Here is a 17,630-nt window from a genome sequence, read left to right as displayed (position 1 = left end):
CTTAAAGGAATACGCAGTTACGTTTGCGCCAGAAGAGGTAGCCGAAGTTCTTTTTGGAGGATGGAGAGTTATGCGTTGTGCCCCAGAGCTGCGTGCTGGCCCCGAAGGGATGGCAGTTGCCCGGTTCGGGGTACATGTTCACCATCTGGTATCGCCATCGCTCTTTCGGGATGATCGGGGATGGATACTGGTTACATACGGCGACGTCCGCGCCCACAGAGTTCCATACCAGCCCCTCACGATGCATCTTGAAGGCCATTCGCTCTCCGACCAGCAGAGAGGCCTCGAGCGGGGAAAACTCACCGCTGGTAAAGCCTGTTAACGGGTAGATAGAACCCTGACTACCTGCGCACCAGAACAGCGGCGACAGCGGAAGGCCAGCTGATGATGCAGCTGCGTCAGCAGCACAGGCCCCCTGAGCTATCAGGTTGCCGAACAGCGCTGCCTCGGGGTTAATCAGCATCGAGAGGGTGCTGTCATTCCAGAGAGGATCAACTTCGGAGAGATAGGCAATATCCATGTCGCCGGTCTGCAGACACCCCAGACTGGTGATGATGTTCAGCCAGAAAATCAGCGGGTATTTGTACCAGTGAACATGGTAGAACGTGCCGGCAGCGGGCCGGTCACTCTGCCCTGCGGTTCCCGTTCCCGTTCGTCCGAGATCGATTTTAAAGCCGCCCATGTTGACCATGACGCCAGGCTCACGGGTTACGTCCACCATCGCCATTGGCTCCCAGAACCCGATGGCCAGACCGATACGATAAAACACACCATATGGACAAATCTGGATCGGCGAAGCCGGGTTGTTGGTATCCTTTTGTGGACCGGCGGCCAGCTGAATATTACCGAGCGTCATCGGAAACAGACACTTCCAGCAGACATCGCTTATCGGGTTAACCCAGCGGCCATCACCCGCGTTGCTGGCTGCGGCCGTTGCCTGAGCTGGCATCCAGGACAGCAGGACCAGCATCACACCGGCAAGCCATGAGAAACGCTTCATTTCACCTCCCGCAGCCACACACAGACCGGGCCGTCCTCAGTGTCATGAATGGAGCCGATGAACCAGCCTTCGCCCTGAGGCGCGGAAGGGAGCCAGTCACTGATGTTTTGTTTCCCCTTTTCCCAGTCGGCAATCACCTGGGGAGGCGCGTCGTTTTCCATCCAACGGGTGGCGCAGGTCAGATTGTGCCGGCGCATCCAGTCGCCAAATTCAGTCTGTGAGGCCTTATCACTGGCGGGTGCAAAATAATGAGGGTGCGTCCAGAAGCCGTTGCTGTCACGGGTAACCGTCACCGGCCTGACAGGTTCAGGGTGAGTCATGGGGTATCTCCGGGAGTGCCGCAGCCACCGGACGGCGGAAGGGCTTAAAAAGGATCAGTGGTTATTGGCTTTACCGGCCGCTTTCATGATGATGGCCAGACGTTCTTCCTGGCTCATTTCGTACAGGGCAAGAATGGCGCCGCGCAGAACATGCGAGGGTTTGTACAGTGGATTGTCGTTGAGGATTTCATCCATCTGTCGGGCCGAACCCTCATCGTGACGTACTGAGGTGACATTCCGGCCCTTTTCAGTAACAGGGTCTTTTTTCATGGCGTTACCTGGTCGGGGTTAATCGGAAACCGGGATGACATTCAGGCTGAGGCGGAGCGCAACGCAGTGAGCACCGAACATCCTGAAGGGCAGCGCGGTTGTATCAGGGCGTGTTTTTTGCAGGCGTCACGGCGAAAGCGTAGCCGCTGTCATCTTCGTAGCATGCTCCGCTGGATTCCCCCTGTTCTATCCTGCGTCCCGCTTCATCAATATAGAAGGCAAGTGCAGCCGGGGTATAAAACCTTCCTGCCTGCGCCCGGACAATGAAATGCCGGTATTCTGACATCCCCGCCGGAGGGAATTGGCCTTCGGAGATATCGTCAGGAACATCATTTCCTGACGGTGAACTAAACCAGCCTGGCGCCACCTTTACCTGTCTCTGATCGGCCCCATAACACAGTTCACTGTTAATTACCTTTCCTGCAATACGTTCCGGTGTTTCAGGAAATGAAGGCTGTTTTTTCACTTTTTCAGCCACATCGTTGATGATTCTGACGACATCCCGCGTCAGGACAGACTGTTTTGCACTGACAGTTATGGTGACCTGTTTTAACGGAAAGTTCGTCGGGAAAAATTCAGGCACCGGTTTTGTGATGTACCACCCTGCACTTTCACTTCCGCGAATCAACACACTGAGCCACATGCCGGCATAACCATCGTTCACCGCCGCGTCTTCACTGTCTTTTACCTGCTGCTCAGTCACTCTCGGCGTCATCTCCAGCAGACGCGCCCGGAAAACCCGGCGGCTGAGCTTATGCCGGTCTGCCTCTGGCAATATCCAGCGCTGTGATTTATCCCGCGTCAGTAGGTAACCTGCTTCAGTCAGGCCTTTCTCCAGCTCAGCCAGCATCACCTGATAGCATTCCCGGTTAGCAAAGGCGTGAACCGCTTCGGCATGTCGGGCACCGCCAAATTGCGCCAGAGGGACGGGTATTCCCGGTCTGCTCTCCCGCGCACGGCGTTCACGGCGTGCATCTGCAAGATGCTGAACAACAATCCAGCCAGCGAGTAGTGCAACGACGACCAGAATACCGGTCATGCCCTCAGTATCACGCAAACAGGTGAGCATCCCCTGCAGCCCCTGAGGGCCAGTGAAGCAGCTGATTAACGCCATGCGTTCATCTCCTCCATTCTGTTACGGATAAGCCTGACGAGGTACAGGGGAAACGCCTCATCACGTTCGTCTGGCGCTATCGGCTGACGCTGGTTCTCCGCGCACCACTGATGCCAGGCACCGGCGATCAGCGCCGGTTGCCATGATGCGATTTCAGGGTACAGCTGACAGAGTTGATTCACGGTTTCGTCGCAGCCCCTGGTATCAGCATTGTGGCCTGTCATGTGCTGAGACGCAGGTGGCACAGTGTTATTGTGTATCAGTGACATTCGGCGTTCTCCTGCCCTTCGCCTGCAAACAACCTGTCGAGACGCTCGGAAAGTGACAGCGTTGGGCCCTTTTTACGTTTCGCGCTGTCCTCGGCCCGCATGTTCTCCAGTAAGAGGTGAATGATGTAGTCCGGGAAACGTTCATCACGCCTGGACGGCTCCCGGCTGTCCTGCTGGTTCTGCTCACACCAGTGGAGCCAGGCTTTGGTCACCAGTACCGGATGCCAGGAGTCAATTTCGGGGTACAGCGTCTTCAGCCGTTCTGCTGTTCCCATGCGCGACGTTATCTCAGCGGGTTTACGCGGTTTTCTGCCGTAACGTCGATGGGATGTGACCGCCTGACGCATTTCGGGAAACAGGTCACCTAACGTTGTTGCACTCATTTTTTCGCTCCTGATACCGGAATCTCTTCCACTTTCATCACGCGGCCGTCGCGCGATATCCGCGCGGGGATGTGTTCAAAACCGAATTTACGGGTCAGTACGCCAGACTGGTCGAAGTAGATACGTTCGTTCAGCGCATCACTGGTTTCCTTGATGTTGCCGTTCACCAGGATGACCTTCACGCTGGTCTGGCCGGCGAGCTGCTGTCGGGTCCAGTTCACCTGCTCCTTGTCATCGCCGTCGATAAAAAAGAGCACCTGGCTGAAGGGCACCTTATCCAGAGGATTGACCGTGTCGCCCTTGCGGGCGATCACGTTGCCCTGCATGTCTGTGATCGTTTCCTTCACGGTAAATGTCGGGTCCCAGGCAAAGCTGCGGTATTCCTTCGCTTTCGTGAGCCCTTCCACCGGTGTCGGACGTACCGCATGCTCCTTCACTCTTTCCGTTGCCTCTTTGCGAAGGCGGTCCAGCTCGCCCGTCTGCTCCATTCCCTTCAGGCGATTCTGGATAAACGCCAGCATGTCCTGCTCTGCAGGCTCGAAGACGTTGCCCCAGGTACCGAGATCTTTCGCCCCGCTGCCGGCGGAAAGCATCAGCAGCATCATGGCCGTCAGCTGCAGTCGTTTTTTCACTGGCCCCCCTGGATGCGTCGGGCAATATCAGTACGAATTTCATTCGTGATATCGCGCTGCGGGCTCATCACCGCCGGCTTCACCAGAACGATGGCGTTGTGTGAGGACTGCCATGTATCCAGGCTGCCGGTCAGTGCCGCGTTGAACTGCTGGGTCATCGCTTTAGCCCTGTTTTCATCGAGCTGTAACTGAGCGGACTGCTGCATGAAGAGGTCCACAGTCCCCTTCATGTCGAAGACCACAACCTCCGGGGTGACGGCTTTCGCCGTCACATATGCCACGCCTGTCATAACCATAAGTCCCGCCAGCCCCAGCATGCTGGCTTTAACCCAGCGGGATGTTTTGCTGGCGATTGTTACACCGTCGCGGACGGTGTCGCCGTTATACGGTTTGCTCTGTTGTTCGCTCATGCTGCTTTCACCCACTCTTCAAGTTCACGAAGTTCACTGCCGTATTTTTTCTCCGCCAGCATATACGCCGCTTCTTCCGCAGTTGCCCCCGCTTCTTTCTGCGCTTTCTGCATGAAAGCAAAGTCCTCGCCGCGCGAGCTGAACATGGCACGCGTCACGGGATCGACGAACAGTCGATGGAAGGAGCTGTATTCACCGGCGTTTATCAGCAGGGAGCTGTAGCCGGTCTGCAGGGCTGGCTGGAAGCCACGGATAACTTCTTTTTCCATGTCCGAGAACTGATCCGGGTTATCGGCAAGGTACTGTTTAAACGCCTTCGCATCCTGCAGGAGGGTGATTTTGGTGGAGCTGTTGTTCCAGGCGGCTTCGGCTTCCTTACTGGCGCTGAAGTCCTTAATGCCCTGGGTGATGGTGATAAACGCGCCACGGTGACGACGCACGGTGCGGTAGCCGGTTTCGATAAACCTTGCCGCGTGCGGGTTGGAGCCACCCAGCAGACGCCATGCCTCGTCGATGATGCAGACTTTTTTGAGGTCGCGCGGGCTGTGGTACATCTTTTCCTGAATCGCCAGAATGAGCGAGAACAGGATGGAGGAGAGTAGCTTCGGCTTGTCTTCCAGACTCAGCAGCTCCAGCACCGCGAAGCGGGTTTCACCATCGAGCGTCGGGGTGTCTGCGTTGAAGTATTCTCCGTCAGGCCCCCAGGTGCAGTAGGTATCGAGCAGCATGGCCAGCTCAGCGAGACGCGCGATGATGGTCGGCTTATCAGCGAACGCCTGATTCACGTCCTCATTGGTCAGGTAATTATGAACGTCATCGATACGGGCTTTGTTTGCCTTTTTCTCCCACGCATCCATTACCGCTTTCTGCAGGATCGCTTCACAGACGCCATCCAGCGGCTGCGTCGGACTGGCGAGTACCGTCAGCAGGCGCACAATCCCTTCTGCAGAATGTTTGATGTCCGTAACGTTGGCGAACGGGTTAAAGCGCAGCTTGGAGCCATCGAGATAAACCCCGCCGGCCTGGTGACAGTAGTTCTTGTAACTGTCCCCCATGTCGATAACCCAGCCGTAACCACCGGCGTTTAGAACATCGCGCAGCACCCCCTGTATCAGAAACGATTTCCCTGCCCCTGAAGTGCCGGTGACCGCGATGTTAAAGTTGGTACTGCCGTTCTCCTCTCCAAACATGTCATAGAACGCAACCTGGTTGCGGTAGGTCGGGAGCGGCATCCCCACGTTGGACAGCTGACGTTCGGCGACGACCGGCATCAGGCTCACCGCGTTCCATGACTTGGCGCGTAGTGTTGCTCCCGTTATCTTCAGGTCCTCCCACATCCCTTCCTGCATGACGAACGGGAAGCTGGCCAGCCAGTTACGCATCTGCTGATACTGTATCGTCACCATTTCCAGCTCGTTCTTTCGGAACACGTTGACGGCGGCCAGTTCACACTTCTGCGCCTCGGTATTGTTGTCCGGCGCGAACAGGGTCAGGTTGAAGTAGGTATTGCAGAGCGCAATTTCATTACTGTGCAGCTGTTCCCGGGTACGGCGCCATTCTTCTGCCGCTTTTTTGGTACCGGGAAAGAGTGCTGCATAGGCTGAGTTGGCTTTTTTCGACAGGTCCTGGTCTTTACGGAAAGACTCGCTCTGGCTTTTGGTCTGTTCCTCCAGTTCCGTCGTCCAGGTCAGCATAAAGGGACAGGGTATCCCGAGGTCGGGAAAACGCAGGTTCTGGAGATTGTCAGCCCCCTGCCAGAGGGCGAAACGTTTAGGCGTTTTGGCAAGCTGCATGTTGATGATGCGGCATGCCGATGCAGGCAGGCGTGTCCCGCGCGCGTCGATGGTCTCCGGCAGCTCCATCCGGATATGCGATGGATGAACCTTAAGGTCAATCCCCGGATCAACCACCTGGCGGTTGAGCTTTTCATCCTCGTTGTAATCCCCGGAGGATGTCAGCACCTGCTCCTGACGGTAGTTCATCTGCTCGCGTACTGCAGACAGGAAAGCGTGCACATCGGTATTCATGCTGTCGATGCGCGCGGCTCCCAGTGAGACGCGGATGGTGTTGCGTATCTGAATCAGGTCATCCATCACCCGCTGCATCTGGGAAGCGCGCTTAATGGGCTGACCATAAACAAGAAAGATACGGTAGTTACGCAGGTAGAGCGGGTATTCCCGTTCGTTGGCCAGGCCGTGCAGCGCGGAGCGCTGCCAGAACGCACGGGTAATTTTATTGAGGTGTTTGGCCATCCCCCCTTTCCACATGTCGTTACTCACGCCGCGATCGATACGTTCCCCGACACACTTGCTGGCCAGCATAATGACGGTCACAGGGGTCTGGCGGGGAAGCTTCTTACGCAGCATGTCATCGAGCGCGGCCATCACCTGCTCGTTCGCACCAGGAAGCGGGGCGGCCTCCATAATGAAGCCCGCAGAGCCGGCGTTGACGAAAATTTCATTCTTGTCGTCGTAATACCGGTACGGCAGCGCAGCGACCAGGGACGGGTAGTCCCAGGTCTGGGAAAGGTTGTTGCGGGCCGTTGCTGCCCCGTCTTCCTCTTTCCCGTTTTTCAGCATATCCATCAGGCTGTCGACAAAACTCATTTTCGGCCCTCCGCAGCGGCCCGGATCAACTCCAGGCGACGCAGCTTCTCTTCGTTCATCTGGCCGGTGTGCGGTGCATCACCGGCGGTCTTAATCTGCCAGTCACAGCTCACGCTCAGAACGTCCAGCGTTTCATCGTCGGTATCGATTGACTGTGTGGCGGTGATTTGCGCCGTTCCTTTACGTGTATGGATGAATGATTTCACCAGATGATCGACGCCGTTCTTGCCGGAAACGTGGTGGCTGCTCATTCCCCGCCCTCCCCGATGACGCGGTAGCTCTCATCCCAGTGGGATTTGTTTTTCACGAACTCGACCACAGCCGGCTGATGAAAGTTGTCGTCCGTGTCCACCCAGGGTGCAATCCACAGGCGCTGCGTGGCGTCAGGAATACGCTGAACCGGAACGCGGCCCGCAGTGTTAACCGGCACAGGGGTCGCATGACTTGGCGTGGTCAGCGGCGTGACCAGCGAGCCAGACGATTTCGCCGGCGCAGTGGTCAGAGGGCTCGGTGCAGCAGGCTTAGCGGCAGTGGTTCCGGTTGCTGCGGCGGAGACAGGACGGAAGGGATTCACGACCGGTGCTGAATTGCGCAGTGCCGGCAGGGTTTCACCCGCAGGCTTTTTTGCGGTTTTCTCTGCCGTCAGGTCATCCAGACTTTTACCCTGAGCGGCCAGCTTGTTGGCCTCACCGGTAGTCAGGCACTGGTCGGTCGCGGTCTTGTTGCAGTCGAAATCAGAATTGAGACCGGCGCAGCCGGTCAGTGCGCTGCACAGCAGTGCAGCACCCAGTAGATTTTTCATGGGGTAACTCCGGTTTTAATTTAAGGGGTATTCAGGGAGGGGTAATACTCAGTTTCGATTATTTGCAGTTGCTCTGAATCACAGTGAAAATTTTCTGGCAGTCGCTGTCATTTCATATCTCCTGCGCTAAAGATACGTAAGTCACTCAACCCGCCGGCCTCACAGCGCATCACGGCTGTCATGGCCTTATCGGGCGTCCATTCCATCCGGGTGATTTCACCGTCCTTAACGCCGTAAGAGCCTTTCATTACACAGGTAACAGGGACTGATTTACCGGCAATGCCCTGTGTTGCACTAACGGCGATCAGCGCTTTTTCCCCTGGTTTAAACGCAGATGGATAGCTCCAGTTGAATGCCACATCTGACAGTTCTGGAGGCGGTGGCGGAATCTGCTGGTTCTCTTTTTTCGCCTGCGCAATTTGTTGATTTACCCACTCCTTATCAGAGGAGGAAAGGTCGTGCTGACTCAATAACCAGACCAGCAGCGCGGTTCCCATCCAGCCCGGTCCGCTTCGTTCTTTCTCCCGAATAACTGTCTGCAGCTTTTCTGAAGGAAGGGTTTGCGATTGAGACAAAACAGAACGGTAGCTGCCGGTTTTTTCAGGTGTCCGCGAGTTGAAGCGGTTGACCGGCGTCACGGGTACAGCGCTTTTATACGTGACCGGTCCTGACGTCGACGTTCGCGGGGAACTTCGTACAGCAGAGCCTTTGGTTGAGGACGAGCTGAAAGACCTTGAGCCAGAACCCGGGCTTTTACCGGCATGCGCACTTAAGGTGCTGAGCAGTAGCCCTGCGGTCAGGCCTGCTGCCATAAGGCTTCTGGACATTATGTTCATTGCAGCTCCTTAAGGGCTGCCAGCCCGTTAACGGTTATGACGGTCTTATCCCGTGCCTGTTTCTGAATCCACTGAATCTGGCGGGGGTTCAGGAGTTGGGTCACCGGAGAGTGGCTTTCATCCTGCCAGATACGGCAGTTGCCGATGCAGCGAAGTTGCCAGAGATAAGCGCTGCCAGGGTCCTGCAGCTCCTGGTAGATGGAGTAAATCTTTGCAGGTGCGCTGTTCTCTCCTGCCAGCCAGGCCCGTGAGTAGTAACCCGCTGCGCGCTGGCTGTCTTTGATTGTCCACTGTCCTTTTTGCAGTATGTCCCCGGCTGTCATTAACAGCTCTTTGTCCTTCCGGTTTCCTGCTGCCATTTCTGCGAGCATCAGGAGTGGCTCATAGAGCTCGGGTCGGCTGCCAACAAACCCCGGCGCGTCATCCCGGCTGAACACCAGGACCAGTGCATCCGGATTATTTTTCCGGGCTGCACTCAGAACCAGTGAAGCTGCCAGTTCGCTGTATTGTTCACGAATATCGCTGGAGATATCGCCTGGGTCACTGGCAGACAATTCCAGCCAGGCATGCCAGGGGTCTTTATCAGCGAGGGCCTTTTTCTTAGCCATCAGGAAGCTTTCTTCACCGCGTCCGGTCACGGACCCAAATAAAGACATCCCGGCGGTAGCAAGCTGAGGTGTACTGAGCAATACGACCAGAGAGAGTGTGAGTGCTGTTTTACGATTCATTCACTTCGTCCTTTTTGCTGTCAGCGCAGATTTTCTTCCTGAGGAACTTCAGGTCAGGTTTCTTTTCTGGCCAGACGGACCTCGCTTCTTCCTGGTACCAGCGTCTGACAATGCTGGCTGTCAGCCCTTCTGTTTCAGCCTGGTGTTTCAGTTGTTCCCAGGCGGAAAGGTTTAGGGGTTCATAAGCAGTAAGCTTCCTGTCGAATACCTCCGCCCAGCTTTCGTTGTAGCGGGGGACAATTCGCCTGCATATCCATTGACTCAGAAAAAACCAGACAACCAGGAAACCCAGTGCCCATAGAGTCAGGTAGTACGCGAGTACCAATGCTGCTGCACCGAGGAACATGGCAAGCCAAACGAAGATGAACGTACTTCTTGCAGAAGTAGGTCGCCGAGCCTCCCATTCAGCAATATGCATCCGCATGCTCCTGAGCAGACTGTTATTACGCTCTTCATCACGCATTCCAACCTCCTTATTTAGCGGTTCTGCAGGCTGAGACTAACGATGAACGGAGTACACGAAACTCAATCACATCGTTACGCTCAAGGAGCTTGAGGGCTTCTGGAGAACAGGTCATTGCGGCCTTAATTGCCAGTGAGACAGCGAGGCTGCGGTAGCGATTTTGCAGTTCGGTAGGTGCATCCCCAGGGACTGAGTCAGACACCTGCTGATACGCTTTCCAGGCATCAGGAAGGGCCAGTGCTTCGCTTTCCAGAGCTTCAAACCGGGCTGCGCGGGCAATTTGCTTTTGCGCTGCCATCTGGTTAAGAACCACCACTGTCGCGGCAGCTTTCACCGCATCAGGTGTTGTGAGGGAGAGCACCATCAACAAAGCTGAGGCAATGCGTTTCATTTGCGCTCCTTTTTGTTGTCGTCGTTCAATCCCGTCAGGGGGACGGCGGAGCTACCTGGCCAGGGTAATAAAATAAGGATGATGGCTATCAGCTGTGCTCCCAAACGACGGTAGTCATACACCTCCTCTAACCCTTTTATATTTAGCCAAATTGCCGCTATCCACCCGAGCCACCAAAGGATCGAATAGAGCCAGTTAACTGTTATCCTTACTCGACGGTTCACATCCTTTGCTTTGCAGTCTGACCCGCCCCCCTGCGCTGTTGTTTTCATTTGCCCTCTTCATTACATTCGGCCTTCAGGTCAGACTCCCGTTTTTCCAGCCATTTAGTGAAGCTGTAGCGTTGCTTCTCATCTCGCTGACGCTCGAAAAGCGCACGCGCTTCTTTTTCGTCTTTGAGCCATGCAGCAATGTCATCAGGCTCTATAGCCCTCTTCTCATTCACTGTGCGGCACAGTTTTTCGAACGCGTCTTTATCTCTCGGGCTAACCGACTGCAATGCCTGATTGATTCGGCCTTCCCAGCTATCGGGAGCGTCCATTTTGCCTGACGCTGCCAGGAACAAGAGGAAACCGAGGACCACGCCCATAATGATAAATCCAGGCTGTTGATAAAAAACACCGTAGAGAAACATGCTGCCCGGGATGGCTGCTGCGCACCAAAATATCCGGTACTTATGTAGCCTTTTCCCGGCACGCCATTTCTTCAGGTCTTCTTCGATAACATCCAGCTCAGTTTTAAACGACATATGCGGCTCCCTTAGTTGATGGTGTCACCGAGGCGCAGCTGACTGGCCTGACGGAGAACGTCATCCGGGTTGATATTGCCGACTGAGGTGGTACTGGATGCGGTGGTTTGGCTCGCCGGTTGCGGAGTTACGGCATTCTGCGCGGCGTTGCCGGCTTTCTGCAGTTCCTCTTTCGCTTTCGCGTCCTCGGCGTCCTCGATGGTTTCAAGGCGGAAACCCTTCTGGAATACAACGGTCACCTGATTTCCGGCGCCGATATCAATTACCGGGTGGTACTGCTCAGCGCGCTTAATCCAGTACTGGCTCAGCGTTTCAGCGGCCTTATTAGCCCCGCCGCCAAAGCCCTGCTTAAACACATCAGCTGCACCAACATCAGCAGTGGCACCGATACCTACTGATGGCGTAGCGGCAGATTTGATACCTTCGCCAAAGCCTGACAGGAGGCCTGCTGCACCGGCGTAGCCGACAATCATGCCGTTTCGCATAACGGGCTTGCCGCGAATGCCGCCTTTACCCTGGAAGCTGACATGCCCCTGAAACTCCATGTCCACGTGCTTGCCGTTTTTCAGGATGCAGCTGATGGACTGGGTGCGGACGTTTCCGCGTTCGCTGGAGATATCGCCCCACATCTCACCCACAATAAAGCAACCGTCAGCATTGAACTCTTTGTTGTTGGGCATCTGAATGTTGCCCTGCAGGCGGATAGTAACAGGGCTGGTATTCTGCTGCCCGGTGACGCTGGCGTTCGCGTCGGCCCCCTCAATCAGGACGGCATCAGAAAATGAGCCAGAAGGAATCCAGGGGAGTTTGGTTGGTTTTTTCTTCAGGCTGTCGTAGCTGAACTTTGTTGTCGACAGGCCACCTGTCATTCTCTGGCCAGAGCCGCCCGGGTAGAACGCTGCGCCCTGCCCCATATTCACACCAGTGGCGGCCGGTGCACCTGCGGGGGTCACATTGTATTCGGGTGGTCGGGCCTGACCGGCAGCAACGGGACCGGGGAGTGGTGTTCCGTTCTGGCCAGCAGGTGGTGTCTGCTGGCCAGTGGTCTGGTTGCTGCCGGGGGCTTTCGTAAGCTGGTCATTCAGGCGCTGAATTTCAGCATCCTTTTCAGCCAGCTTTTGCTCGGTGGTGAGCTTGTTCTGCGCGAACTGCTGAGCAAGCGTGGCAAGGTTTTGCTCAAGAGCGGAGGTTTTTGCCTGCTGCTGTGTCAGCGCGGCATCGTTGACCTGTTCGTTAAACGTCGCGGTCACAACGCCGGTCAGGTTTGGTGTTGCAACCGGTGCGGGTTGCTTTTGTTTTTGCTGGTATTGCCCGTACCACATTACGCCGCCTGCTGCAGCTGCGCCGCCAATGATGACGGCGGCCAGGATGGCCAGCTGCTTGCGGCGGGTTTTCAGGTTTTCATTCAGGCTTATGGTCATGGGCGGGCGTCTCCGTCATCTGAAAACACAATCCAGGCATAGCCTTCGCCGCCAGCGTAGAGCTGATTCTGCGACAGCATTACGGCCCGAACGCCCTTGCGCCAGAAATCGCGCTCGCGGAGGCTGCGGGTGATGCTGCCCGGGTTGCTCATCCGGAAGCGAACAACCCGCAGGTGGTTGCCCACAAACTGGCGTTCAGGCGTCAGGCGTACATCACTGGCGGGTGTGTAAGCCGGCATGCGGCTGACCGGGTATTCCCGGTAGTCGTCCGGCACCTGACCATTGACTACGGCGCGGGATAGCGCAACCAGCGTTTTTTCATAGGTCTGCCCTTCTTCCCATGCCTTCGCATCGTCGTTCTTGCGAAGTGGTGGTGACATCGGGGTGAAGCGCAGTGTTTTGCCGTTACCCGGCTGCGGCCTGACGTTCAGGCTCAGCGATGAACCGTGGTCAGTCTGGATAAACAGGGTGAAGTTCTGACCGACAAGCGGAGACAGGATAAGCGCTCCGTCCTCGGTCTGGCTCTGGTCATACGCACCGGTTGGTCCGCTGATGCTGGTAATGAGTTCTCCGTCTACAACAACCTTGCTCGGGTTGGTGTTGCTGAGGGTGACGTTAAAGGCGGCGTCGTTCTCAAACGGAATGGCTGCGGGTGCGGAAGCGGCCCGGAGGCCGCTGGTAAATAATCCCGCTGCCAAAAACACAGCAGCAGCTGCCGGTGAAATGCGAAATTTCATGGGCAGTCCTGTCAGTTAGTGGAAGATACCGGCTTGAGTTCTTCAAAGCTGTGGAGGTTAATCACACCGTTGTCATAACTCAGTTTCAGTCGGTAGGTTTTTTCCTGGTCTTTCAGTGGCGTGATGATTGCGCCGTTTGTGGTGGAGGATTTCAGTACCCCGCTGTACTGCACGGAGCCATCATCCATGACGCGAATTTCTTTCGTGTCGAACTGGGTGGTGATGCCCGCTTTCTGGATGCGCTCAGTTTCTATGTCCAGGGCTTTCTTGAGTACGTCCCGTTCGGCGGAGGGGACAAATCCAAGAATCATTTTCTGGTTATGTTCGATGTTTTCCGGGGTAACGTTGAGTCGCCAGTAAATAAAGGAAGCGGCGAACTGTGTCAGACCGGTCGCATCGACACTTTTAGAATCTGATGCAAATGGGCGGTTAAACGTTAACGGCGTGGTGATGGTTTTCTGGGTTGTGGCGAAATACCATGCCAGTGACCCTGTCAGTACATTCCCTGCGCCCATGAGTAAAGTTAAAGCTGAAAGACCAATAAACGCATAGCGGAGTTGTTTATCGCGCTCTCCTTTAATATTCAGTTTCATGAAAAACTATGCCCTCCAGTGCCGGAAACTTGAATCAGGTATCTGGCGAAAGGTTACTTTGAATAAAAGTGATGGCAGGTGCCAGTAACAGAAATTAAGCAACCAGTATGACCCCTGCCCTTTTTTCAGATATCTGACGATAAACCAGAGGATTCCCGCGATTACACCAAGTTCAAGTGACAAGTTGTTAAGCACCCCCAAAATCAATAGGGGTGCGGTAACAATTAACTCGTCAATCGGTAAGCCTAAATAACGGTCCTGCTGGTTCATTGTTTCCGGGAAGTTATATTTATCTCCTTCCCCATTCATCATTTAGCTCGCGATGCCGAAGGCGACACGGGTAAAGATGATTGCCATAACGATACCGACGAACACCAGTGGTGAGCGGGCCTTAATGTAAATAAACAGGCCCATGATGATTTCGGCGATGTAGAACCATTTAACCAGTGAAGAGCCAGAACCGAAGGTTGAATTAACCGTGGTGTTTTGTGAGGAAAGAAGGTCAGTACCAGATGCGAATGCCGGGTGAGTGACCATAAGCGCAATTAAAAAAGCGCCTGCTGACTTTAAGTAAAATTTAGCTTTGCGATTTTCGCGTGCTTTGCGGAATAAAGACGCTACCGCCCATCCCTTACCGACGTTAAGGGCACTGCCTTTGGTTAACATGTTTGTTTTCTCCGAAGTAAACAAAAGTGAATCGCGTAAGTGCTTGTTTACGCGGGCGCAATTTTCCCATGACCCTAAAAAAAAAAAACTGTGACGCATGTCACACTTTTTGGAATAATTCAGATTTATCCGAATATGTAAGTGAGTAGGCTTTGTTGACCAGTAAGTTCGGAAATGGCCTCCGGGATCTATAGCTATGAAAGTTAAAGATAAAATGTGGGATGGTCGCGGCCGTCCGCGTAAGTTCCAGCCAGGTGAAGCGGTGGAGTGGCGATTGCGTGCTCCGGATAATTTGCTTATGGAGCTGAGAATATGTGCCAGAGCTGGCAACAGGAGTGTGAATGAGGAAATTATTGCCAGGCTTTTATTGTCGCTAAATTATCAGCCGGGTAAGCCAGTCATTAAAACTGCGGAGGGTGAGCGGCTCATAGCGCTAGCGGTAAGATTCGAGGGGTGGCTTGGAAAATTACTTGATAGTGAATCCGCTGAAGTTGTGGCTGAAGTTAAAACCCCACTCAAGCAGGAACAATTGTGGATGTGGCGTGAGGGTGAGCGGATTTTGCTTCCGGGGAAAACAACCGGATATAGCATGCGTATTCCCGAGAATCTTGCTGATGAAATCAGGGCAATGGCGAAGGTGCATAACCGTAGTCTGAATGACGAAATGCTCACCCGCCTGATGAATACGCTGGGTTATTTTACAGAAAGGTTGCTTGACCAGAACGAGGATGCTCAGGCACTTAAAGTTCTCTGTATGGAGTTTGAAGTTTTCCTGAAGGAAAAAATAAGAGAGGTGGAAAAAGGTGACCTCCTCTGGGATGAAAAATCGTCTCAGTGATCGATGCGAGCCGGAGTGTCCGGCTCGCAGATTTATTCCTTTTCGTTGATGAAGTGCCTTGCTTCCGCTTCGTTCTCGGCTGTATTTATGCCGCTAATAATCATATCGAGCGTATCTTCCAGGCTGCTCTCGCCGTCTTTTCCTGTCATTTTTAAATACATTTCAGCGACTAGTGTTGCAATGAGAACTGTGCCTTCACGTGAGCCGGCTGCTTTTCTTATGAGGTCTCTGCGATATCCTTCAATATCAAACTGGTTGCCATCCTCGCCATCGCGCTTATAAACAAGAAGTCCAAGCCTGATTAATTCGTTGCAGGTAGCTGATATGTTTGCTTCTCCAGCATTAGCGCCGTTTTGCAGGTCTTGTTGAACGATATCACGAACTTCGCGTTCAATTTTATCTTTAAGGTAGATGCCGACTCTTCCCATATTTCTTACCTGTTTTAAGTTAGTGTCGGAACCGACACTACATATAGCCTGTTGGTGGATTATCAGATTGCTGCGCAAAGGTGCAATGGATTGATACTGCTGTGAATTTACGCTCTATACAGTAGTACAATCCAGCACCAGGATGTGCGACAGTGTGACACTGTGCGATATATAATTCAATGGAATTAAAGCATATCTACAATTGTACGATACATGTGTGACATACCGACACTAACAGGTATCAGGATTATACGATAGTGTAGTGTCGGTATGTGCGACATTTAACGTTCTTAATCCAACAATGCGCAAAATTCTTACGGGCATCCAACTGAAATTAAAAGAAAAATCTGCAAGACGAAGTCTTGCGTGGGGTGTGATGTTTTAAAGGGTTAGTAAAGAGCGGCATGTTAATACCGCCTACTGCTCTGACATGTTTATTTCGGACAGGTGTTAAATCCCATCAGGAGAGCGCTCACGCGCGTTTGTAGTGAATTTACTTGATTACGACGATCCGCCGGGGTATTTTTTAAAGCGCCTCTCCAAAGCCCGTTTATTTCGCTAAAAGGCCAAACCATGAAAATATCGTCACTGCCTGCTGCTTTGCTGACTCTTTCACTATCTGCTGGCGCAGCTCCGCAGATGTGCTTTGATCAGGCCGGGAAAGATTACCAAATTGATCCGCTGCTGCTTATGTCAATTTCGATTAAAGAGAGCCATCTGGTACCGGATGCGATAAATGGATCAAACAGGAATGGAACGGAAGATGTCTGCGGTATGCAGGTGAACAGTTCCCATTACGGTAAACTTAAAAACTTCAATATTACCCGTGAGCGCCTGTTAAATGATCCATGTATCTGCGTTTATACGGGAGCATGGGTACTGGCGCACAACTTTCGGTCATACGGGAAAAACTGGGACAGCGTGGGGATGTATAATACTGGACCGAGCAAAAAGCTCATTGTACAGCGCAAGGCCTATGCACAGGATATCAAAAATATATATCGTGTATTACTGGCCAGAAAAAAGTTACTTTCAGAACGTCTCGCGCCAGCTGCGGGAAAGGAGCATGATATTAAAATTGCAGAAACAGCATCGTCACATAGCGTGCAGTAAAAAGCCGCTCTGTTGAGCGGCTTAATTTTCAGGCCTTCAGTTTTGCAAACTCCTCCGCCATTTTCCAGAGCACCTGATTTAATTTGATATCACCATCAATTCCGGTGACTTCCCGCGTTCTGGTCATCTTCCCTTTTTGCGTTCTGCCACGAATCCCACCACGGATCACATTTTCCTGAACCACGTTAAACGTGGTCCATAAATCCTGGCCTCTGTCGAGTACCCGGCGGGGGTTAATAATTTGCTCCGGGGTAATCGGCGCTGGTTTTCCATCGTACTTAAGTTCCAGGGCGGTCTTACCAAAAAGGCGCTGCTCAGGCAAAGTGAGCTGAATGCTTTTCATGAGGTCAATATTTTCATCAACCGCGTCAAATGTTTTCAGCACCGTGTAAGCGCCTTCAATAACCTGCCCGACAATATCCCCTTTATGGGGTACGCGGATTTCACCAAAATCCTTCCATGCAACCAGACCATTACTGCAAACCTGACGGAACATACCGGGGATCATTTTATAGCTGCTTGAACCATCATGGCTATTCAGCAGAATAATTTCCGGTACTTCTTTTCCGTTAATCTGGTCATGACGGCGCAGGCGAAGCATATGCTTTGTAAAGTCGCGTTTATCCTGGTCACGTGTACGTGACTGAGTTGCATAATATGGCTGAAAACCTTCATCACGTAAGCGATCAAGAATGTTAATGGTCGGGATATACGTATAACGTTCAGAGCGTGAATCGTGTTTATCCGATGAGAACGCGCTCGGAACGATGAGCTGTAATTCATCATTTGTTAGCGGACGGTCTTTACGGATCGAGGTAGGCATACGATAACGGCTTGCTAAACTGACCATTTTTATTTACTC

The 17,630-nt window shown here is 53.4% G+C and carries 26 protein-coding genes; 2 read left to right on the top strand and 24 right to left on the bottom strand.

What is annotated here, in order from left to right; all coding sequences use genetic code 11:
- Position 1 precedes the first annotated feature (1 nt).
- From traU to ELK40_RS00285, 22 genes are all read right to left on the bottom strand, one after another.
- Positions 2-1,000 carry a conjugal transfer pilus assembly protein TraU gene (gene traU / locus ELK40_RS00390; protein WP_032656090.1) on the bottom strand — a complete coding sequence of 333 codons (999 nt, stop codon included), beginning with the start codon at positions 998-1,000 and terminating at the stop codon, positions 2-4.
- Positions 997-1,320 (bottom strand): hypothetical protein, encoded by a 324-nt coding sequence (locus tag ELK40_RS00385; protein WP_127728907.1) that lies wholly within the window; start codon positions 1,318-1,320, stop codon positions 997-999. The genes traU and ELK40_RS00385 overlap by 4 nt, the downstream gene beginning before the upstream one ends.
- 54 nt (positions 1,321-1,374) lie before the next feature.
- Positions 1,375-1,590 (bottom strand): hypothetical protein, encoded by a 216-nt coding sequence (locus tag ELK40_RS00380; RefSeq protein WP_047650740.1) that lies wholly within the window; start codon positions 1,588-1,590, stop codon positions 1,375-1,377.
- Positions 1,591-1,693: 103 nt separating this feature from the next.
- Complete coding sequence (locus ELK40_RS00375) at positions 1,694-2,629, bottom strand: hypothetical protein (protein ID WP_244599383.1); 936 nt, start codon at positions 2,627-2,629, stop codon at positions 1,694-1,696.
- 65 nt (positions 2,630-2,694) lie between these two features.
- Positions 2,695-2,973, bottom strand: coding sequence for a hypothetical protein (locus tag ELK40_RS00370; RefSeq protein WP_127728903.1), 279 nt, complete (start codon positions 2,971-2,973; stop codon positions 2,695-2,697).
- Complete coding sequence (locus tag ELK40_RS00365; protein ID WP_127728901.1) at positions 2,964-3,356, bottom strand: hypothetical protein; 393 nt, start codon at positions 3,354-3,356, stop codon at positions 2,964-2,966. The genes ELK40_RS00370 and ELK40_RS00365 overlap by 10 nt, the downstream gene beginning before the upstream one ends.
- Positions 3,353-3,988: a type-F conjugative transfer system protein TraW gene (gene traW, locus ELK40_RS00360; RefSeq protein ID WP_032641283.1), complete on the bottom strand. Its 636-nt coding sequence runs from the start codon at positions 3,986-3,988 to the stop codon at positions 3,353-3,355. The genes ELK40_RS00365 and traW overlap by 4 nt, the downstream gene beginning before the upstream one ends.
- A complete protein-coding gene (trbI, locus tag ELK40_RS00355; RefSeq protein WP_127728899.1) occupies positions 3,985-4,398 on the bottom strand; it encodes a type-F conjugative transfer system protein TrbI in 414 nt (137 codons plus the stop codon). Before trbI ends, traW begins: the two co-directional genes overlap by 4 nt.
- Positions 4,395-7,004, bottom strand: coding sequence for a type IV secretion system protein TraC (traC, locus tag ELK40_RS00350; protein WP_127728897.1), 2,610 nt, complete (start codon positions 7,002-7,004; stop codon positions 4,395-4,397). Before traC ends, trbI begins: the two co-directional genes overlap by 4 nt.
- On the bottom strand, positions 7,001-7,255 hold the full coding sequence (locus ELK40_RS00345; protein ID WP_127728895.1) for a hypothetical protein: 255 nt from the start codon (positions 7,253-7,255) through the stop codon (positions 7,001-7,003). The genes traC and ELK40_RS00345 overlap by 4 nt, the downstream gene beginning before the upstream one ends.
- Entirely contained in the window at positions 7,252-7,806 is a 555-nt protein-coding gene (gene traV / locus ELK40_RS00340; RefSeq protein WP_127728893.1) for a type IV conjugative transfer system lipoprotein TraV, read from the bottom strand. Before traV ends, ELK40_RS00345 begins: the two co-directional genes overlap by 4 nt.
- Positions 7,807-7,913: 107 nt before the next feature.
- Positions 7,914-8,444 (bottom strand): hypothetical protein, encoded by a 531-nt coding sequence (locus ELK40_RS00335; RefSeq protein ID WP_127728891.1) that lies wholly within the window; start codon positions 8,442-8,444, stop codon positions 7,914-7,916.
- Positions 8,445-8,638: 194 nt separating this feature from the next.
- A complete protein-coding gene (locus tag ELK40_RS22765) occupies positions 8,639-9,370 on the bottom strand; it encodes a hypothetical protein (RefSeq protein WP_194235712.1) in 732 nt (243 codons plus the stop codon).
- Positions 9,360-9,833, bottom strand: a complete 474-nt coding sequence (locus ELK40_RS00325; RefSeq protein ID WP_127728889.1) for a hypothetical protein — start codon at positions 9,831-9,833, stop codon at positions 9,360-9,362. Before ELK40_RS00325 ends, ELK40_RS22765 begins: the two co-directional genes overlap by 11 nt.
- 10 nt (positions 9,834-9,843) lie before the next feature.
- Positions 9,844-10,224 (bottom strand): hypothetical protein, encoded by a 381-nt coding sequence (locus tag ELK40_RS00320; RefSeq protein WP_127728887.1) that lies wholly within the window; start codon positions 10,222-10,224, stop codon positions 9,844-9,846.
- The gene (locus ELK40_RS00315) at positions 10,221-10,496 is read right to left on the bottom strand and encodes a hypothetical protein (RefSeq protein WP_127728885.1); all 276 of its coding nucleotides are present in this window, start codon (positions 10,494-10,496) and stop codon (positions 10,221-10,223) included. Before ELK40_RS00315 ends, ELK40_RS00320 begins: the two co-directional genes overlap by 4 nt.
- On the bottom strand, positions 10,493-10,972 hold the full coding sequence (locus tag ELK40_RS00310; RefSeq protein WP_127728883.1) for a hypothetical protein: 480 nt from the start codon (positions 10,970-10,972) through the stop codon (positions 10,493-10,495). The genes ELK40_RS00315 and ELK40_RS00310 overlap by 4 nt, the downstream gene beginning before the upstream one ends.
- Before the next feature lie 11 nt (positions 10,973-10,983).
- On the bottom strand, positions 10,984-12,387 hold the full coding sequence (traB, locus tag ELK40_RS00305; protein ID WP_127729005.1) for an F-type conjugal transfer pilus assembly protein TraB: 1,404 nt from the start codon (positions 12,385-12,387) through the stop codon (positions 10,984-10,986).
- Positions 12,388-12,389: 2 nt separating this feature from the next.
- Positions 12,390-13,130, bottom strand: a complete 741-nt coding sequence (traK, locus tag ELK40_RS00300) for a type-F conjugative transfer system secretin TraK (RefSeq protein ID WP_023338038.1) — start codon at positions 13,128-13,130, stop codon at positions 12,390-12,392.
- 11 nt (positions 13,131-13,141) lie between these two features.
- On the bottom strand, positions 13,142-13,723 hold the full coding sequence (locus tag ELK40_RS00295; protein ID WP_032641264.1) for a TraE/TraK family type IV conjugative transfer system protein: 582 nt from the start codon (positions 13,721-13,723) through the stop codon (positions 13,142-13,144).
- 6 nt (positions 13,724-13,729) lie between these two features.
- Complete coding sequence (gene traL / locus ELK40_RS00290) at positions 13,730-14,032, bottom strand: type IV conjugative transfer system protein TraL (protein ID WP_032641335.1); 303 nt, start codon at positions 14,030-14,032, stop codon at positions 13,730-13,732.
- A 3-nt stretch (positions 14,033-14,035) separates the two neighbouring features.
- Complete coding sequence (locus ELK40_RS00285) at positions 14,036-14,389, bottom strand: type IV conjugative transfer system pilin TraA (RefSeq protein ID WP_032645467.1); 354 nt, start codon at positions 14,387-14,389, stop codon at positions 14,036-14,038.
- Between the two features lie 196 nt (positions 14,390-14,585).
- Here ELK40_RS00285 and ELK40_RS00280 point away from each other — a divergent pair, with 196 nt between their 5' ends.
- Positions 14,586-15,227: an Arc family DNA-binding protein gene (locus tag ELK40_RS00280; RefSeq protein ID WP_127728881.1), complete on the top strand. Its 642-nt coding sequence runs from the start codon at positions 14,586-14,588 to the stop codon at positions 15,225-15,227.
- Positions 15,228-15,259: 32 nt separating this feature from the next.
- Here ELK40_RS00280 and ELK40_RS00275 read toward each other — a convergent pair whose 3' ends face one another.
- Complete coding sequence (locus tag ELK40_RS00275) at positions 15,260-15,655, bottom strand: conjugal transfer protein (RefSeq protein ID WP_127728879.1); 396 nt, start codon at positions 15,653-15,655, stop codon at positions 15,260-15,262.
- A gap of 573 nt (positions 15,656-16,228) precedes the next feature.
- Here ELK40_RS00275 and ELK40_RS00270 point away from each other — a divergent pair.
- A complete protein-coding gene (locus ELK40_RS00270) occupies positions 16,229-16,768 on the top strand; it encodes a lytic transglycosylase domain-containing protein (RefSeq protein ID WP_127728877.1) in 540 nt (179 codons plus the stop codon).
- A gap of 28 nt (positions 16,769-16,796) precedes the next feature.
- Here the strand turns inward: ELK40_RS00270 and ELK40_RS00265 are convergent, their stop codons facing one another.
- Positions 16,797-17,618 carry a DUF932 domain-containing protein gene (locus ELK40_RS00265; RefSeq protein ID WP_127728875.1) on the bottom strand — a complete coding sequence of 274 codons (822 nt, stop codon included), beginning with the start codon at positions 17,616-17,618 and terminating at the stop codon, positions 16,797-16,799.
- Positions 17,619-17,630: the final 12 nt, after the last annotated feature.

This window comes from Enterobacter sp. N18-03635 (assembly GCF_004006055.1).
GTDB lineage: Bacteria > Pseudomonadota > Gammaproteobacteria > Enterobacterales > Enterobacteriaceae > Enterobacter > Enterobacter vonholyi.
Note: the sequence above shows the minus strand (reverse complement) of the source record. Positions and strands in the feature narration are given on the sequence as shown.

Excerpts from the sequence above, each read along its gene's own strand:
- traU (WP_032656090.1), bottom strand. The coding sequence starts at position 1,000 with ATGAAGCGTTTCTCATGGCTTGCCGGTGTGATGCTGGTCCTGCTGTCC.
- ELK40_RS00385 (WP_127728907.1), bottom strand. The coding sequence starts at position 1,320 with ATGACTCACCCTGAACCTGTCAGGCCGGTGACGGTTACCCGTGACAGC.
- ELK40_RS00380 (WP_047650740.1), bottom strand. The coding sequence starts at position 1,590 with ATGAAAAAAGACCCTGTTACTGAAAAGGGCCGGAATGTCACCTCAGTA.
- ELK40_RS00375 (WP_244599383.1), bottom strand. The coding sequence starts at position 2,629 with ATGACCGGTATTCTGGTCGTCGTTGCACTACTCGCTGGCTGGATTGTT.
- ELK40_RS00370 (WP_127728903.1), bottom strand. The coding sequence starts at position 2,973 with ATGTCACTGATACACAATAACACTGTGCCACCTGCGTCTCAGCACATG.
- ELK40_RS00365 (WP_127728901.1), bottom strand. The coding sequence starts at position 3,356 with ATGAGTGCAACAACGTTAGGTGACCTGTTTCCCGAAATGCGTCAGGCG.
- trbI (WP_127728899.1), bottom strand. The coding sequence starts at position 4,398 with ATGAGCGAACAACAGAGCAAACCGTATAACGGCGACACCGTCCGCGAC.
- traC (WP_127728897.1), bottom strand. The coding sequence starts at position 7,004 with ATGAGTTTTGTCGACAGCCTGATGGATATGCTGAAAAACGGGAAAGAG.
- ELK40_RS00345 (WP_127728895.1), bottom strand. The coding sequence starts at position 7,255 with ATGAGCAGCCACCACGTTTCCGGCAAGAACGGCGTCGATCATCTGGTG.
- traV (WP_127728893.1), bottom strand. The coding sequence starts at position 7,806 with ATGAAAAATCTACTGGGTGCTGCACTGCTGTGCAGCGCACTGACCGGC.
- ELK40_RS22765 (WP_194235712.1), bottom strand. The coding sequence starts at position 9,370 with ATGAATCGTAAAACAGCACTCACACTCTCTCTGGTCGTATTGCTCAGT.
- ELK40_RS00325 (WP_127728889.1), bottom strand. The coding sequence starts at position 9,833 with ATGCGTGATGAAGAGCGTAATAACAGTCTGCTCAGGAGCATGCGGATG.
- ELK40_RS00320 (WP_127728887.1), bottom strand. The coding sequence starts at position 10,224 with ATGAAACGCATTGCCTCAGCTTTGTTGATGGTGCTCTCCCTCACAACA.
- ELK40_RS00315 (WP_127728885.1), bottom strand. The coding sequence starts at position 10,496 with ATGAAAACAACAGCGCAGGGGGGCGGGTCAGACTGCAAAGCAAAGGAT.
- ELK40_RS00310 (WP_127728883.1), bottom strand. The coding sequence starts at position 10,972 with ATGTCGTTTAAAACTGAGCTGGATGTTATCGAAGAAGACCTGAAGAAA.
- traK (WP_023338038.1), bottom strand. The coding sequence starts at position 13,130 with ATGAAATTTCGCATTTCACCGGCAGCTGCTGCTGTGTTTTTGGCAGCG.
- ELK40_RS00295 (WP_032641264.1), bottom strand. The coding sequence starts at position 13,723 with ATGAAACTGAATATTAAAGGAGAGCGCGATAAACAACTCCGCTATGCG.
- traL (WP_032641335.1), bottom strand. The coding sequence starts at position 14,032 with ATGAATGGGGAAGGAGATAAATATAACTTCCCGGAAACAATGAACCAG.
- ELK40_RS00285 (WP_032645467.1), bottom strand. The coding sequence starts at position 14,389 with ATGTTAACCAAAGGCAGTGCCCTTAACGTCGGTAAGGGATGGGCGGTA.
- ELK40_RS00280 (WP_127728881.1), top strand. The coding sequence starts at position 14,586 with ATGAAAGTTAAAGATAAAATGTGGGATGGTCGCGGCCGTCCGCGTAAG.
- ELK40_RS00275 (WP_127728879.1), bottom strand. The coding sequence starts at position 15,655 with ATGGGAAGAGTCGGCATCTACCTTAAAGATAAAATTGAACGCGAAGTT.
- ELK40_RS00270 (WP_127728877.1), top strand. The coding sequence starts at position 16,229 with ATGAAAATATCGTCACTGCCTGCTGCTTTGCTGACTCTTTCACTATCT.
- ELK40_RS00265 (WP_127728875.1), bottom strand. The coding sequence starts at position 17,618 with ATGGTCAGTTTAGCAAGCCGTTATCGTATGCCTACCTCGATCCGTAAA.